This is a genomic window from Lacibacter sp. (assembly GCF_035299325.1).
In the GTDB taxonomy this organism is placed as follows: Bacteria; Bacteroidota; Bacteroidia; order Chitinophagales; family Chitinophagaceae; genus Lacibacter.
The window spans coordinates 118,615-136,610 of sequence record NZ_DATGWT010000013.1 but is presented as its reverse complement, the minus strand read 5'-3'; the positions used below and the strand labels follow the sequence as shown (position 1 = coordinate 136,610).

Genomic DNA, 17,996 nt, shown 5'->3' with positions numbered 1-17,996 from the left:
AATAGCAACACTGAACCCAACCACATGAACCCGATTTCAAAAAAAGAAAATTTAAAACGAGAAATCGGCGTACGGTCACTCACATTAGCAATTCTGAATATTACAGCAGGTTCTGGCATCTTTATTATTCCAGCAATCATTGCGGAAGATCTTGGTGCTGCTGCTATTCTTGCTTACCTGGTTTGTGGTGCACTGATCTTTTTGATTGGTCTTTGCTTTGCCGAAGTAGGTTCTAAAACTTCTGTAAGCGGTGGCGTGTATAGTTATATTGAAAATGCATTTGGTCCTTATGCAGGATTTTTAGCGAACAATATCTATTGGCTGGGAGGATGCATTGTATCAGATGCAGCCATTGCGAATGCACTGGTTGATACATTAAAATATTTTTTTCCGTTCTTGAGTAACGAAATCTACCGGGCTGCATTACTCGTGTTTGTATTTGGCAGTATTGCATTGATCAATATCCGCAGTGTAAAAAACGGTGTGCGGTTGATCGAGTTTGCAACGCTCGGAAAATTAATTCCACTGATAGCAGTAGTAGTGGCAGGAGCAGCATTTCTGTCATCCGAAAATTTACGTTGGACGATTGAACCAACATTCACCAACCTCGGTGCAGCATCCTTGCTTTTATTTTTTGCATTCATTGGATTAGATGGTCCATTAAGCAATGGCGGCGAAATAAAAAATCCAAAACGCACTGTGCCACTTGGAATATTTTTAGGTATAACGGCAGTCTTAGTTTTATATATATCTATTCAGTTGGTAACGCAAGGTGTGCTGGGCACATCCGTTACTGCACATAAAGATGCGCCGTTGGCTGCAGTGGCAAACATTGCGTTTGGAAAGTGGGGAGCCGTCATCATTATTGCAGCGAGTGCACTTTCGATGCTCGGTGCATTGAGTGGCGAAATACTTTCTATTCCACGGATCTTATTTGCCGGCGCAAGAGATGGCTTACTGCCAAAGCCATTGGCAAAAGTTCACGACCGTTACTTTACGCCACATGTTGCCATTGCATTTTATGCGTCGTTGGGTTTAATACTGGCAATATCCGGTGGCTTTAAACAATTAGCTACCATTGCCAGCGCAGCGGTATTGATCATTTATCTGGGCGTTGTATTGTCTTCGGTAAAACTCAGGAGAAAAGATACCGCAACAACCGAAAAAACATTTCGTGTGCCTGGTGGCATCATTGTTCCATTGTTGGCTGCTGCCGGTATTGTTTGGCTGTTGTCCAATTTAAGCAGACAGGAATTTGCGGGCATTGGCCTGTTTATGATCGTGTTCTCTATTGCCTATTTCACTATGAAACAGGTAAAAAAGAAAAAGCAGGAACAAGAGAACAGTGGTTTGAAAGACTAACAACTTCATTATAAAAAAGTACAGACAAAACAATTCCGCATCATGCAAAAAATAAACCTCCTGCTTGTTTTATTACTGCTCTCATCAATTACATTGGCTCAAACTACAAGCAGTGAACAGGTAATTGTTCAGCAAACGATTGTAAAACTATTTGATGCTTTATCTAATCGTGACTCTGTGAGCCTGAAAGCATGGAGTACCGCAGATATTACATTGTACGAATATGGCGAGCTGTGGAATATTGATACGCTGATACATAAAGCAATTAAGCTGAACACAGCAAAGGAGTTTGTACGTACAAACACATTCGAGTTTATTCATACAACTGTAGACAACAAGATGGCATTGGTTAATTATCTTCTGCAATCAGTAATAATGAGAGATGGGAAACAGGCAACAGTACAATGGCTAGAAACAGTAGTGCTGATAAAAGAACGGAATCAATGGAAAGTAAAGCATCTTCATTCAACTCTCATTAAACGAAGTTAAAAACACTACTTATATGAAAAAGAATATTATAGTTGCTGGATTCATGCTATGTCATCTGCTTGTCGCTGCACAAAAACAACGTGCAAGAGATATCGGAATCCCGTTTGATGGAACGCCCGGAAAATTCAATGCCATTACTGACGTAAAAGGTGTGGAGGTTGGTTACAGCACCATCATTTCGGGAACTGGTAAAAACATAAGAGGTAAAGGTCCCGTAAGAACCGGCGTAACAGCCATCTTACCAAGAGGTATGAATAATAATCCTGTTTATGCAAACTGGTATTCACTCAACGGTAATGGAGAAATGACAGGTACCACATGGGTAACAGAATCGGGATTTTTAGAAGGCCCTGTTATGATTACGAATACAAACAGTGTGGGCACGGTTAGAGATGCTGTATTAAAATGGTATGTAAAGAAAGGTTGGTACAAAGAAGATTTTTGGTACACCTATCCGGTTGTTGCAGAAACCTATGATGGCTTCTTAAATGATATTTATGGCTTTCATGTAAAAGAAAGCAATGCATATGAAGCATTAGACAATGCAAAGAGTGGTTTTATTAAAGAAGGAAATATAGGTGGCGGAACGGGGATGAGGTGTTTGGGGTTTAAAGGCGGCAGCGGCACTTCATCAAGAGTTGTAAAAATAAAAGACTCCACTTATACTTTGGGTGTGTTTGTACAGGCAAACTTTGGAAGAAAAAGTAATCTTCTGATTGCTGGTGTGCCTGTTGGTAAAGAATTGATAGATACTTTAAATAATGAGCTAAAAGCGCCTCCATCATACCGGCAGGAAGGGGATGGTTCTATTATTGTGGTTGTTGCAACAGATGCACCAATACTTCCGCATCAGTTAAAAAGAGTTGTTCAACGAGTGTCGCTGGGTATTGGAGCAGTGGGTGGGCAAGGCACGAACGGTTCAGGTGACATTTTCATTGCTTTCTCAACCGCAAATCCAACCGCTTTTCAAAGAGCAGATTTTACAAAAGTTGATGTATTGCCGAATGATGAAATCAATCCATTGTTTGAAGCAACTATACAGGCAACAGAAGAAGCCATCATCAATGCAATGGTTGCTGCAGAAACCATGGAAGGTATTAATGGAAACAAATCGTATGCCCTGCCACATCAATTAGTGATTGATCTATTAAAAAAATATAAGCGGATCAAATAAAAAACATCAACATGAAACAATTACTCATTGCAATATTCTTCACACTTTCACTTACGGCTTTTGCTCAATCAAACATTATTTATGATGTAGTATTAAAAGGTGGCCGTGTGATTGATCCCGAAACAAAACTGGATGCCATCAGAAATGTGAGCATTCTCAACAACCGTATTGCACAGATCAGCAGCGAACCATTGCAGGGAAAACAAGTCATTGATGTAAGCGGATTAGTTGTAGCGCCGGGTTTTATTGATCTGCATATTCACGGCCGCAGCAATGTGGAGCAGGAATACCAATTGCACGATGGTGTTACAACAGCCCTTGAATTAGAATGGGGAGTTGAGCATTTGGGTAAGTGGTACGAATCAAGGAAAGGAAAAGCACTTATTAACTACGGTGCAAGTGTAAACTGGCCTTTTGAACGCTTTAAAGCAATTGGCAACTACCAAAAGGCTGTAGATAGTTTAATGCAAATGACACTGAAGGGAGAAGCAAACATTGGGGAAATGACCAACACTATCTTACGGGCTTCTGCTGAAACGATTACTCCCGCTGCATTGAATCAAACATTGGTAAACATCAAAACATCGTTGGCTGATGGTGGTATTGGCATTGGTGCACCCATTGGCTATTTGCCCAAAACAAATCCCCATGAAATGTTCCAGGTGTATAAACTGGCTGGTGAGTTGCAAGCCCTCGTGTTTTCGCATGTAAGGCAACCTGATATTATTTCTATACAGGAAGCAATAGCTGTTGCAGTACTTACAGGAGCACCGCTGCACATTGTTCATATCAACAGTATGTCGCTGGGAAATATCGGACTGTCGCTGGAAATGGTAAATGCAGCAAACAAAAAAGGTTTTGACATCAGTACCGAACTATACCCTTACACCGCCGCTTCCACTTCGCTGCAAAGTGCCATGTTTGATGAAGGCTGGCAGCAACGGCTTGGAATAAGCTACGGCGATTTACAATGGGTGGCAACAGGCGAACGGCTTACCAAAGAAACATTTGATGCTTATCGTAAAACAAGCGGTGTGGTGATCATTCATGTGATGAAACCCGAATGGATCAAAATGGGTATTGCAGCTCCTGCTGTTATGATTGGTTCCGATGGAATGACGTATGCAAAACTGGCACATCCACGCACTGCCGGAACTTTTTCGAGAGTATTAGGCAAATATGTACGGGAAGACAAGGTGATTGATCTAAACACTGCTATTGAAAAAATGACTTTGCTTCCTGCAAAACGTTTGGAAAACATTGCACCCATGATGCGTTTTAAAGGAAGAATACAGGTTGGTGCCGATGCAGACATCACCATCTTTAATCCCAACACCATTATTGATAACGCAACTTTTGAAAATGGGCTGGAGTTTTCTGCAGGTATTGAATATGTAATGGTGAATGGAAGTTTTGTATTGAAGAATGGAAAAACAGTAGCCAACGTTTTTGCGGGGCAGGCGGTATATGGAAAGTTTAAAAAGTAATGCCTGAGTATTCTGTAGTTTTTAATAAAAAAAACGAAATGACCAACGTTCGACTTTCTTTAATGATTCTTTTCTCGCTGTTTAACTTTAGTTTAAAGGCTCAGAATAAAGACTCAATAGCTGTTATGAAATCCGTCAACAATTTCGTTACAGCTTTTAATAATTTTAATTGGGCCGCTTTTCGGGAATCATTCACTGACGATGCAACTATTTTTTATCCTTATTGGACTCAAGCAAGACGGATACAAGGCAGACAAGAAATTGAAAAAGCCTGGTTGAATATTTTCCCGGAATTTGTAGACATCAATAATAGCAGAAAACTACAAATAAGCCCGAAGGACATCCAACTCCAACTCTACCAACAAAATGCAATTGTTACATTTCATTTGGGCGACGGATTAAATTCATTATCCAGAAGAACCTTACTAATGATAAAGGAAAAAGGAAGTTGGAAAATTGCTCATCTTCACGCCTCTTCTGTAACGAAAGACCCTGTTGTTTCAAAAGACACAAGCAAACTAAACATAGATATATTAAAAGCTTCGCCTGCAAATGTCAAATTATTGTTAGAAAACGAACATATAAGAGTGCTTGAATATACCCTGAAGCCCGGCGAAAAAGATACAGCGCATACGCACCCTGCCAAATCTTCTTATGTAGTAACCGGAGGTAAAATAAAAGTACATCTTGAAAATGGTGAAACCATTACAGTTGATGAAGTGGCTGGAACAGCTTCGTGGATGGGTTATGCAGGTAAGCACTATGTAGAAAATATAGGCAACACAACCATAAAAATTATAATAACGGAAGTTAAATCAGTGAAATAAATTTTTAACATGAAAAAAGTAAACCCAACTCTTTTGATCATTGCATTGCTGCATCTTTTTTCTTCTTCCCTTTTGGTACAAAAGAAAAATCAACCAATTCAACTGGAGTCAATGCTGGAACAATATTCAAAAGAATATTATGCACTAAATCCATTGCAGGCAACAGAAGCAGGCATCAACGAATACAATAGCCAGATTGAAATTACCATCAGCGAAGACTATATAAAAAAAGCAAAAGCACTTAATCAAAAATATCTCACCCAATTAGCTGTCATAAACAAAACAGGTTTAACAGCATCTCAGCTATTAAGTATTGATGTGCTTACCTACAAGCTAAAATCAGAAAACGAACGACTAAATAATTTGTTGGGCTTTTACCGCCCTGTTGATCAATTTGTATTCAGCTTTTCAACCAAGTTTGCAACATTGGGTTCCGGAGCAGGTTTTGTTCCTTTCAATACCGAAAAAGATTATCGGGATTTCATCAGCCGTATGAAAGGTTTTCAAATCTGGGTGGATCAGGCAATTGCTAATATGAAAAAGGGTGTTGCCCAAAATAACAGCAACCCAAAGGCTGCAATGGAAAAAGTGCCACCACAATTAAAGCCACTGTTTGAAACTACTTTACAACAAAATGTTTTCTATAAACCCTTATTAAAGCTGCCTACCAATATTGATAGTGCTGCTGCAATTCAGTTAAAGAAAGATTATTCTGATGCAATTGAAAATATGTTAAAACCGGCCTATAAAAAATTGCATGACTACATTACTACTGAGTATATTCCAAAAGCAAGAACAACATCAGGCTTATTAGATAATGAAAAGGGCAAGAAAGAATATGAATTGTGGCTAAAGTATTACACCACAACAAACATTACCGCCGAACAAATTTTCAATTTAGGACTTCGTGAGGTTGCCCGTATCCGCAAAGAAATGGATTCTGTAAAAACACAAGTGGGCCTTAAAGGCGATTTAAAATCCTTTTTTGAATATGTAAAAACCAATCCGAAATTCTTTCCATTTAAAACCGAAGAGGAAGTGTTGGACAGATACAGAAGTTTTCTCGATAGAATGTCGCCGCAACTAAACATCCTTTTCAATTTAAAACCAAAAGCAAAATTTGAAGTAAGGGCTACAGAAAAGTTTCGGGCTGCCGGTGCGAATGCTCAATATATGCCAGCATCAAGAGATGGAAAACGGCCTGGCATTTTTTATGAAGTTATTCTTGATCCGGCTCAGTACAATTATTTCTCCATGGAAGATCTGTTTCTACACGAAGCTATTCCCGGGCATCACTACCAGTCAGCTATTCAACAGGAAGCCGATATTCCGGAATTCAGAAAAGTATACTGGACAAGTGCTTTCGGGGAAGGATGGGCTTTGTATGCAGAAAGTTTAGGAACTGAATTAGGCATGTACACAGACCCTTATCAATATTTAGGCAGACTTAATGGTGAAATTGAACGGGCTGTTCGGTTAGTGGTTGATGCCGGCATCCATTACAAAGGATGGAGCCGTGAAAAAGCGATTGCTTATGTGTTGGAGAATCAACCCGTATCATCTGCTGAAGCAGTTCAACGGATAGAACGGTATATGGTTACAGCCGGACAGGCAGTAAGCTATAAAGTAGGTGAGTTAAAAATTATTGAACTGCGTGAAAGAGCAAAAAAGAAATTGGGGAACAGGTTTGACATTAAAGAATTCCATGATGAAGTATTGAAAGATGGTTGCCTGCCTCTGATTATTTTGGAGACAAAAATTAACCGGTGGATTCAAAGCAAGCACTGATGAAAAATTAAAAAACAATTATGCTAAAGAAATTTTCCATTGCTGTTTTCTGGTTCGCCTTCTTCGGTTTCTTTTTGTACAAACTGATTCCGAAGTACAAGTATCTTACAAATAGTTCTCTTGAACATTGGGGAGATAAGAGCACCTTTGATAACAGCATTTTTGCACTGCATATTGTTGCCGGCATCGTCGTTTATTGCACAGCCATCCTTCAATTCACACCTTCCATTCGTAACAACTACATTTCCTTTCATCGTGCTACAGGTAAGCTTTATATTATTTCATCCCTGCTTTGTATTACTACGCTGTACATCATGATACCTAAAACCTGGTGCATTGGATGCAGGCCATCACAACTTACAGTAACCAGTTTATGGCTGCTGTTTATAACACTTGCTTTCTATTTCATTAAGCAACGACAAATAGTATTGCATCAACGTATGATGATCAGCAGTTTTATTTGTGCAGCTTATTTTGTTACGGTAAGAGTAATTGACGCTTATACAATGGATATATTCTATGCGCTGTTTCCAAATAAAGACACGGCTTATCTGGCTTCAGATGTATTTGTGTGGCTGGTTCCATTGCTTTTATTCTGGATGTATTGGTTGATAAGAGACAGAAAAGAAAGAAGATACAGGATGGAAATTGTTTAGCGGATTTAATACCAGTGTTCCTATAAAATAAATTACAAATTATGCAACGCAGAAACTTTATTCAACAATCATCACTCACTGTAATTGGTTTGGGTGTATTTGGTTCCTTACTTTCAAATACTAAAAAAGCAGGAGCCACTTTAAGCGTAAACAGCAAACGTATTGAAAGCCGCATTTTTGAACTGGCAAAATTTGGTGTGGATGAAAAAGGAAGAGGTTACCGTGTTGCTTATACCAAAGGTGATATCGAAGGCCGTGCATGGTTTATGGAACTGATGAAAAAAGCAGGGCTTGATCCAACCATTGATGCTGCAGGTAATATTATCGGCAAACGCAAAGGAAAAAATGCATCACTCAAGCCCATTGCATTCGGTTCGCATATTGATATGGTGCCCGATGGTGGCAACTATGATGGTACACTTGGTTCCATCAGTGCATTGGAAGTAATTGAGATACTCAATGAAAACAATGTTGTTACGGAACATCCGTTGGAAGTGATCATTTTTGCCAATGAAGAAGGTGGTACCATTGGAAGTATGGCAATGGCTGGTCATTTAACCCCAGAAGGATTAAAACAAAAAAGCCAGAGCGGATTCGCACAGGCAGAAGGCATCAAAACTCTTGGCGGTAATCCTGCTAACATTCAATCAGCCAAACGTAATAAAGGCGATATCCATGCATGGTTAGAATTACACATTGAACAAGGCGGCATTTTAGAAAGAGAAAAGATACAGATCGGTGTGGTGGAAGGTATTGTTGGTATTGTGCATTGGGAAGTTACGGTTGAAGGTTTTGCCAATCATGCTGGTGCCACACCCATGAACCTGCGACAGGATGCGTTGCTGGCTGCTTCTCAATTTATTATTGCAGTTAACGAAGTGGTGAACAGTGTAAAAGGCACACAAGTAGGTACTGTTGGAAAAATTGCAGTACAACCCGGAGCATACAATGTTATTCCCGGTAAAGTTGTGTTAGGATTAGAGATCCGTGATCTGGATGCTGCAAAAATTGAAATGCTCTTTAAAGAAATGGAGAAGCGGGCAGCAATCATTGCCACATCAACCAAAACAAAGATCAGTTTTGAACGGCAGGCGAATGAATCAAAGCCTGCATTGACCGATAAAAAATTACAGCAGATCATTAATATATCAGCAAAAGCATTGGGCTTTACTACAAAGTTTATGCAAAGCGGTGCAGGTCATGATTCACAGGAAATAGCAGAGATCGCTCCTGCTGCTATGATCTTTATTCCGAGTGTTGGCGGCATCAGTCATTCACCCAAAGAATTTTCAAGAGCAACAGATATGGCCAATGGAGCAAATGTGTTGTTGCAAACCATTTTGAAAATTGATAAAGAATAATTCAATTATGCAGGAAGAAGAAAATAAAGAAAGTCCACCGTCAACAGACGACAGTCCACAGCACGAAGCACAGTTGAATATTTCTTTAAATGATGAAACCATTGTACCTGCTGTTAAAACATCAGACATCATAAATCCACCATCAGACATAAAAGATATGGAAGTACATCATCATGCCCACGACCATGCCGCACCGCATCATAAGAAAAACTGGAAATCTTATTTCTGGGAATTTTTAATGTTGTTCCTAGCAATTACACTTGGCTTTCTTGTAGAAAATCAACGTGAGCATTATATAGAACACCTCCGTGCAAAAGAATTTGCAAAATCTTTAATAAAAGATCTGGAAAGCGATAAATTATCATCAGACTTTCATCAGATAAAGTCGGAGCGTTACATTGTTTTCGTAGATAGCCTGCTTCAGGTTTCTAAAACAAAGCTGGAAGGTAGAAATGCCGCAGCATTTTCCTTTTACACCCGATTTTTATACTGGACCGAAGCATTTTCGTGGAACAGGGCCACGTTTGAACAAATTAAAAATTCAGGTAGCCTTCGTTATTTTAAGAACTATTCGTTGTTAGAAAAATTAATGAAGTATGAAGCCATGGTAAATCAAACGGAAGCAGAATTCAGTAATCACCAAACAAGAGGCAATACTTTATTGAACAGCATCAATGAAATTATCGACCCATCTTACCACCAGCTTTTATCTAAATACAGAATTGCATCTATTGATTCGTTGTCATCGGCATTAATCGAAAATTACCTTTCAATTAAAACCGAATCGCTCGAACCAAAAAGGGATAAAATAATGGTACTGTTGAATATGGCCATAGTACAGCAACGAAATCTGCGTTTTAATATTGATATCCGGTTAAAGCCGACGAAGTTGCTGGCTGATGAATTGATAAATGAACTTAAGAATGAATATCATCTCAAATAATTTATGGAAGAAAATAAATCCATCCACAACGAAGAGGAAGCAAAGCCACCAAGCAACGAACGACAGTTGAACAATTCTTCAACTGATGAACCTATTGCGGAATCTGACCAACCCGTAACTCATAACCCACAACCCGTAACTCAACCAGATATGGAAGTACATCATCATGCCCACGACCCTGCTGCCCCACATCATAAGAAAAACTGGAAAAGTTATTTCTGGGAGTTTTTAATGTTGTTCCTCGCTGTGTTCTGCGGATTTTTGGCTGAGTACCAGTTGGAGCATAAGATAGAAGCAGAGCGTGCTAAAAAATATATGTACGATATGGTAGAAAATTTGAAGTATGATACCATTCGTTATAACCGAAACCTGCGTAATAACGAAATTTTAGGCAAGCAACTGGATACTTTCAGGGCTGAAATAAGCCAGGCAGTAAAAGGTCAAATAGATGGCAATCGGCTATATGAATTATGGATTAAGACTGCAAATTTCAATTCAGTTGTGTACAACCGTACAGCTCTTACACAATTAAAAAACTCCGGTAGTTTTCGTTTAATAAAAAATGATAAGCTGTCTTCCTCCATCAGCGATTACTATGAACGTAAGATATCGGCATCTGAAGAGCAGGAAGAAAAGCTAAGAAGATTGAGCGAACGGCTCAGCGTTACCAGTGCACAATTTTTTTATTATGAAGCTTTAGAAGAAATGCTGTCAACGGAAACAATATTTAAAGAAATGACTCCGGACTCAATTGCCAAAAGACTGGACAAGGTTTTACATAGCGATTTACCACTAACGCTTTTAAACAGCAATCCTGCAGATCTAAAACTTTTATACAACGATGTGGCTATGAAAGAAGATGCAATGAAAAAGTATAATGCCTTTTTGCGTTGGTCAAAAGAAGCTGCGATTGCATTAATGATGGAAATTAAAGAGGAATACCAATTTGAAAAATAATGGAAGAGAACAACCCAATCCACAACGAAGAAGGAAAACGTCCTCCGTCAACAGACGATAGTCCACAGCAAGACGCACAGCTGAACACTCCTTCAACTGATGAACCTATTGCTGAAGTTGAACAACCCATAACGTATAACCCACAACCCGTAACTGAACAAGATATGGAAGTACATCACCATGCCCACGACCCGGCTGCCCCACATCACAAGAAAAACTGGAAAAGTTATTTCTGGGAATTTTTAATGTTGTTCCTCGCCGTGTTCTGCGGATTTTTGGCAGAGTATCAGCTAGAGCATGTAATCGAAAACAGCAGGGAAAAACAATTCATTAAATCTTATATAGAAGATCTGAAAACAGATACGGCTTCCATCAACCGAAATCTTGCTTACCAAAAATCAAGAAAAGAACAGTTGGATTCCATGATGAAATTTTTAGAAACACAAACGATCAAAGGCAATGAGAGTGAATTTTATTATTTGGGCAGAGTTCTTATACGAACCAGGCGTTTTCAACCGAGCGACAGAACCATTACCCAGTTAAAAAATTCAGGAGCATTACGGCTTATCCGGAATGAACAGGCAGCGGACAGCATTATCAGTTATCAGAAACTGGTTGAAACAATTCTTGGGAATATATCAGACGAGCGGGATGAGCGAAGAGATGTCGATCCGTTGATGTCACTCATATTTGATCCCTATGTTTTTGATAAAATGCTGGACGATAATAACATTATTCATAAACCTGCTGGTAGTCCACCGCTACGTTCGTATGATGCTTCGTTGCACAAGGACTTAGCTTATCGAATTCATCAATTAAAAGGAAGTAACAGGATTCTCGATACGAGGCTCACACAATTGCGTGAAAAAGCAGCAGGCATTATTAGCTTTTTACAAAAAGCATATCATCTTGAATAAAACATCACATATGAAACAAATCACAGCATTTTTTCTTGCAGCCTTCTTTGTTGTTAGCTGCAACTCCAATAAACAAGAACGTCCTGCCGAAATATTTTACATGCCTGCGGAGTGGGAACAACATGATGCTGTTTGGCTCGGTTGGGAAAAAGACAGTCTGCGTGGTTATTATCCTGCTGTTGTAAATATCATCAAAGCATTGGCAGGAAATGTTACGGTGAAAATCGCTTTTAACAATGATACATTACTGCAAAAAGCAAAAGCTTATCTCGCATCGCAAGGCGTTGACAGCAGTATGTACAAAACCTATATCATGCCTGGCGATCGTTACTGGATAAGAGATCATGGTGCAGCGTTCTTAGTGAATGGAAAAGGAGAATTAGGTGTTGCAGATTTTGCATGGAACAGTTATGGTTATCCGGGATTCCTGGAAGAAAAGTATAGCGGTAATAAAGACAGTGTTGATCATTACATGAATCTGCGTAAGGAATTTCGTTTGAAAACTGCAAAGGTTGACAGCCTGATGGCGGCTGCAGAAGGGGCAACAATTTTAAAAACAGATGTAAAACATGAAGGTGGTGCCATTGAAGTAAACGGAGCAGGTACATTGATCCTGTGTGAAGCAACTGTTCTTCAACGCAACCCTGATTTGAAAAAAGAATACATTGAAACAGAATTTAAACGTGTATTGGGTGTAAGCAATATCATCTGGGTGAAAAAAGGATTGGCTGATGATCCGCAGAATTTCTTCCGTCGTATAGCACCCGGTTATTATGGTGGTGGCACGGGTGGACATACTGATGAGTTCGTACGTTTTGCAAATGCAAATACTATTATGCTTGCATGGGTTGATGAAAAAGAAAAAGATCTCAATCCCATCAATCAAATGAATTATGAACGCATGAATGAGAATTATAACATTCTCAAAAATGCAAAAGATCAGGATGGAAAATCGTTCACCATTATAAAAGTTCCATTGCCAGACTTGATTACCAAGAAGATAAAGGCAAGGGAAAAAATTGATTCCCTCGAAGTAACATTTGATGTGGACATGAAGAGTTTTGTTGCCGCAGAAGCACCGGCTGTTGGTGACGGTATTTTACGTGTACCCGCAGGCAGTTATATGAATTACCTCGTAACAAATAAAACCGTGTTGTTACCCACTTACACAGCTCATGGTTCTTCAAGAGAGAAAGAAGAACAGGCGCGGAAAATTTTTGAAGAGCAATTTCCCGGAAGAAAGATTGTATTCATTGATGCCATTATGCAAAACTGGAGTGGTGGTGGCATTCATTGCAGCACACAACAACAACCGAAAAAGAAATAAAAGAAAACTGTTTAAAGAAAAGCTGTTTACTTTAGTAGAAACGCATTCGAAAATTAATGAATAACGAAACAACCACTTCTTCCAATAATCAAACCCCAACACTAAAGCGTGCATTGGGTGTTGGTACCGGTGTTTTATTAGTGGCCGGTATGATGATCGGCTCAGGTGTGTTCAAGAAGATCGTTCCCATGGCGCAAACAGGTTTGAGTGAAGGATGGATCGTTGCTGCATGGATCGGCGCCGGTATCATTACCATGTTTGGTGCGTTTACCATTGCCGGCCTTGCCAATTTAACCGAAGAGTCAGGAGGTGTGTATGAATACCTGCGGCTTTCATTCGGCAATTTCTTTTCCTTTCTTTTTGGGTGGACCGATTTTACAACTATTGGTTGTGCGTCCATTGCTGCTCTTGGTTTTATTTTCGCTCAAACGGTGAATGTATTTGTTCCATTAGGCAACCCGTTTCAATCGTTGGAACATCTTTCAATTGCAGGGTTTATTTTTCCTTTTGCGGATAGTGGTATCAAATTGCTGGCCATTGCTGTGATCGTATTACTTACGTGGGTGAACTATCGTGGTGTGCAAAATGGCGGTCTTATCAACAACATCATCACATCAGCTAAAATACTCGGCATTCTGTTACTCATTATCCTCGGATTATCTTACTCAGGTGCAGGTACAACACAACAGGTTATTACAAACGAACCAACACAGGAGCTGCATGGTATGGCTTTGTTCAGTGCAGTATTAGCTGCTATGCTCAGTGCGTTTTGGGCATACGATGGCTGGAGTAATATTTCGTTCATTGCCGGTGAAATAAAAAATCCGAAACGCAATATTCCCATAGCCATCATGAGTGGTGTTGCCATCGCTATGTTACTGTATGTGTTAGTGAATGTGGCATATATGCATGTACTCCCGTTGCAGGCGTTAAAAGCTATTGATCAAAGCCAGATCGGTGCTGCGGTTGTTGCAGAAACATTATTAGGAAAAGTTGGGCAAACACTTATTGTTTTGCTCATCATGATCTCGGTATTTGGTGCCATCAATGGAATTATTCTTGCACATGCACGCATCTATTACCGTATGGCGCAGGAAAAGTTCTTCTTCAAAAAAGCTGCGAACGTACATCCTGTGTATCGCACACCTTCGGTGGCTTTGCTTTACACAATGATCTGGAGTTGCATCCTTGTTATATCAGGCACGTTTGACATGCTCACCAACATGGTGATCTTTGCAGGCTTTCTGTTTTACAGTTTGGTGGCAATAGCCTTATTTAAAATGAAACGCAACGGAACCATCAAAGCAAAAGTGATCGGATATCCGGTAATCCCTGCTATCATCACGCTCTTTTCGATTGCACTGCTCATTAACACCGTGCTCACCCAACCGAAGCAATCCATAATTGGCGCAGCATTAGTAATAAGTGGCGTACTTTTTTATTTTTACTTCAAAGGAAAGGCGAAATGATATCAAACCTAAATCAGTATGTTCTGTGACTAAGTTCACTTAATCTGTTTGCTTCCTTAGTTAGTTTTGCAGTTGAAAATATTATTCCGTTGAAGCATTTCCTCTTCCTTGCATTATTTACCTGTCCGTTCAATTTCAGTTTTGCGCAACGCAGCCGTGAAGTACAAACACAAAATCATTTCTGGACAAGCGTTAATACACAGGCACGCATCAGTAATAAATGGTCTGTTATTGCTGATCTGCACATACGCCGCACAAACTATTTAAAGAATAATAATTTTTATTATACCAGGGTTGGAGCGGCCTATCATATCAATAAAAACCTGAGCGTTTCACTTTCAGGAGGACATATGTGGCTCGCCAATAAAACAGCTACCACTGAATTATTTGTAAATGAAAACAGGCTGGTACAACAAATTCAACTTAATCAGCCGGTAGATAAAATACAACTATCGCAACGTTTGCGGATCGAAGAGCGCTGGATCCAGAAAGTAGTGAACAGCGAACTGACAGATACCTACAGGTACAGCACACGTTTCCGTTACCTGCTGGCTCTTTCAATTCCACTGAGCAATAATAAATACATTCCTTCGCTTGCCTTTGCTGATGAGTTGATGATGCAAACGGGTAAGGATATTATCTATAACAACTTTGACCAGAACCGTTTCTTTGCCGGCATCAAACAACAGATCACTCCTTCATTAGCCGCCGATTTTGGTTATATGCATGTGTGGCAGCAACGGCTGAGTGGCTACCAGTATAATCGCAACCACACTATTCGCTTATTCTTTTACTGGCAGCCCGATTTCCGCAAAAAAAAATCGCCACCGCCAACAGCACAAAACAGCCTACCGTTACTGTAATGCTTTTTGCAGGCATGCAACGAATACTTAGCTTAGTGGAACAGACCAACTCTACTTACAGCTATGAAGTATTTTCTTGTTCTTCTTTTGCTTCCGTTACAAATTTTTGCTCAAACGTTCTCACAATCAGAGATCAAACGTTGGAAACAGCAGGCCCAACGTGTAACCATTATTCGTGATAACTGGGGTATTCCGCACATCTATGGAAAAACAGATGCCGATGCTGTGTTTGGTTTGTTGTACGCACAATGCGAAGATGATTTTAAACGGGTGGAGGCAAACTATATTGAAAAGCTGGGCCGCAAAGCAGAAGTTGCAGGCGAGGGTGAGTTATACAACGATCTGTATTTGCGTTTAGTGATTGACAGTGCTGAAGCAGTTGCTGATTACAACAAGGCTCCTCAATGGTTAAAAACATTATTACAGGCATATGCTGATGGTATTAATTATTATCTCTATACACATCCAAGTGTTAAGCCGGCATTGCTTACTCGTTTCAAACCATGGTATCAACTATTGTGGACCGATGGAAGTATTGGCGCCATCAGCACAGGTGATATAACAGCCGAAGATGTAAAAAATTTATATGGCAATACAAGTGCAACCATTGCTTATCGCCCAAAAGAATTTGTTGACAACAGCAGCGGTTCCAATGGATTTGCTATTGCTCCATCAAAAACAGAAAGCGGCAAAGCGATATTGTATATCAATCCGCATGTAACATTTTATTTCCGTCCGGAAGTGCATGTGGTAAGTGAGCAGGGATTGAATGCATACGGTGCCGTTACATGGGGACAGTTTTTCGTGTACCAGGGCTTTAATGAATATTGTGGATGGATGCACACCAGTGCCAATGTGGATGTAGCCGATATGTATGCAGAAAAGATGAACGGCAGTGGAACAAGCATGACGTATGAATACAACAATGAAAAACGTGCGGTAAAACAAAAGCAAATCAGCATTAAAGTGAGGCAAGGTGATCAGCTCATTACAAAAACATTTACAACTTATGCAACGCATCACGGTCCGGTTATGGCAAAACGTAACGGACAATACATCAGTGTACGTTCAAGCAACCGTATGATCAATGGTTTGTTGCAAAGCTGGCAACGTACCAAAGCAAAAGGTTTGGATGATTATAAAAAAGTAATGGCGCTTCGTGGCAACACAAGTAACAGCACTGTGTTTGCAGATTATAAAGGCAACATTGCTTACTGGCATGGCAACTATGTTCCAAAAAGAGATACAAAATTCAATTGGAGCAAAGTGGTTGATGGCACAACACCCGCAACTGAATGGAAGGGTTTGCATGATGCGGAAGAAGCCGTGCATGTATACAATCCATCGACAGGTTGGATTCAAAACTGCAACTCCACTCCGTATACAGTGAGCGGCGAAGCAAGTCCAAAGAAAAAAGATTATCCTGCTTACATGGCCCCCGATGGAGAAAATTTTCGTGGCATTAACGCAGCAAGAGTATTGAGCAAAGAAAATAAATTCACGATTGATAAAACCATTGCTGCAGGTTATGATACCTATTTGTCTGCGTTTGAAGTGCTGATCCCTGCGCTGGTGAAAGCCTATGAAACTGGCGTGCAACCGGGCGACAGTCTGCATCGTTCATTGGCGGCGCCCATTGCTGTTCTTTCAAACTGGGACTTCCATTCTTCAAATCATTCCATTGCCACAACATTGGCGGTTGAATGGGCACAACGTTTAAATGCATCCATCCGCAAAATTTATATAGAAGATGGTGAAGACGACCAGGTAACAGCCACCAAACGTTTTGCTGCAACAGCTATTCCACTGCAATTATTAGCTCCATTGAATGAAACGGTAAAGCAATTGAAACAGCAATTTGGTACATGGGAAATTCCGTGGGGAGATATTAACCGTTATCAACGGGTGAGTAATGATCTTGTTCAAAAGTATGATGATAGTAAGATCAGCTATCCCGTTCCGTTTGCTTCTGCGTTATGGGGCATGTTGCCTTCTTATAACAGTCGCACTTTCCAGGGAACAAAAAAACGCTACGGCTTCCATGGTAATAGCTTTGTCTGTGCGGTTGAGTTTGGAGATAAGATAAAAGCAAAATCGTTACTGGCCGGCGGTAACAGTGGCGATCCCAACAGTAAACATTTCACTGATCAATTAGAAATGTATACCAAGGGACAATTTAAAGATGTGTTGTTTTACAAAGAAGATGTGCTGAAACACGCAGAACGAACCTATCATCCTGGCGAATAGTAACAAAGGGTTGCCAACCTTTTGAAGGTTGGCAACCCTGATAGAATTAAGTCAACCCGATGAATAAGTTTTAACTTGTAATATCTCTTTGTGTTCTTCGTGAAATTCTTTGTGCACGTCGTGAAAAAA

General features: G+C 40.0%; 15 protein-coding genes. All 15 read left to right on the top strand.

All coding sequences use genetic code 11. The features are described 5' to 3' along the window. Window positions 1-24: 24 nt before the first annotated feature. On the top strand, window positions 25-1,362 hold the full coding sequence (locus VK159_RS08655) for an APC family permease (RefSeq protein WP_324229730.1): 1,338 nt from the start codon (window positions 25-27) through the stop codon (window positions 1,360-1,362). A gap of 42 nt (window positions 1,363-1,404) precedes the next feature. Continuing rightward, entirely contained in the window at window positions 1,405-1,851 is a 447-nt protein-coding gene (locus tag VK159_RS08650; protein WP_324229729.1) for a nuclear transport factor 2 family protein, read from the top strand. A gap of 13 nt (window positions 1,852-1,864) precedes the next feature. Then, the gene (locus VK159_RS08645; RefSeq protein ID WP_324229728.1) at window positions 1,865-3,025 is read left to right on the top strand and encodes a P1 family peptidase; all 1,161 of its coding nucleotides are present in this window, start codon (window positions 1,865-1,867) and stop codon (window positions 3,023-3,025) included. A gap of 11 nt (window positions 3,026-3,036) precedes the next feature. Further along, window positions 3,037-4,512, top strand: coding sequence for an amidohydrolase family protein (locus tag VK159_RS08640; protein ID WP_324229727.1), 1,476 nt, complete (start codon window positions 3,037-3,039; stop codon window positions 4,510-4,512). Window positions 4,513-4,550: 38 nt separating this feature from the next. Then, complete coding sequence (locus VK159_RS08635) at window positions 4,551-5,339, top strand: nuclear transport factor 2 family protein (protein ID WP_324229726.1); 789 nt, start codon at window positions 4,551-4,553, stop codon at window positions 5,337-5,339. Between the two features lie 9 nt (window positions 5,340-5,348). After that, on the top strand, window positions 5,349-7,127 hold the full coding sequence (locus VK159_RS08630; protein WP_324229725.1) for a DUF885 domain-containing protein: 1,779 nt from the start codon (window positions 5,349-5,351) through the stop codon (window positions 7,125-7,127). Between the two features lie 20 nt (window positions 7,128-7,147). After that, complete coding sequence (locus VK159_RS08625; RefSeq protein ID WP_324229724.1) at window positions 7,148-7,783, top strand: DUF2306 domain-containing protein; 636 nt, start codon at window positions 7,148-7,150, stop codon at window positions 7,781-7,783. 41 nt (window positions 7,784-7,824) lie between these two features. Further along, a complete protein-coding gene (locus tag VK159_RS08620; protein ID WP_324229723.1) occupies window positions 7,825-9,144 on the top strand; it encodes a Zn-dependent hydrolase in 1,320 nt (439 codons plus the stop codon). 7 nt (window positions 9,145-9,151) lie between these two features. Beyond that, window positions 9,152-10,087: a hypothetical protein gene (locus tag VK159_RS08615; RefSeq protein ID WP_324229722.1), complete on the top strand. Its 936-nt coding sequence runs from the start codon at window positions 9,152-9,154 to the stop codon at window positions 10,085-10,087. 3 nt (window positions 10,088-10,090) lie between these two features. Further along, window positions 10,091-11,044: a hypothetical protein gene (locus VK159_RS08610; protein ID WP_324229721.1), complete on the top strand. Its 954-nt coding sequence runs from the start codon at window positions 10,091-10,093 to the stop codon at window positions 11,042-11,044. Continuing rightward, window positions 11,044-11,961 (top strand): hypothetical protein, encoded by a 918-nt coding sequence (locus tag VK159_RS08605; protein WP_324229720.1) that lies wholly within the window; start codon window positions 11,044-11,046, stop codon window positions 11,959-11,961. Before VK159_RS08610 ends, VK159_RS08605 begins: the two co-directional genes overlap by 1 nt. Window positions 11,962-11,971: 10 nt before the next feature. Then, window positions 11,972-13,288 carry an agmatine deiminase family protein gene (locus tag VK159_RS08600; RefSeq protein WP_324229719.1) on the top strand — a complete coding sequence of 439 codons (1,317 nt, stop codon included), beginning with the start codon at window positions 11,972-11,974 and terminating at the stop codon, window positions 13,286-13,288. A gap of 56 nt (window positions 13,289-13,344) precedes the next feature. Then, complete coding sequence (locus VK159_RS08595; protein ID WP_324229718.1) at window positions 13,345-14,757, top strand: APC family permease; 1,413 nt, start codon at window positions 13,345-13,347, stop codon at window positions 14,755-14,757. Between the two features lie 89 nt (window positions 14,758-14,846). Continuing rightward, a complete protein-coding gene (locus tag VK159_RS08590; RefSeq protein ID WP_324229717.1) occupies window positions 14,847-15,620 on the top strand; it encodes a DUF2490 domain-containing protein in 774 nt (257 codons plus the stop codon). Between the two features lie 63 nt (window positions 15,621-15,683). Beyond that, complete coding sequence (locus tag VK159_RS08585; RefSeq protein ID WP_324229716.1) at window positions 15,684-17,867, top strand: penicillin acylase family protein; 2,184 nt, start codon at window positions 15,684-15,686, stop codon at window positions 17,865-17,867. Window positions 17,868-17,996 lie beyond the last annotated feature (129 nt).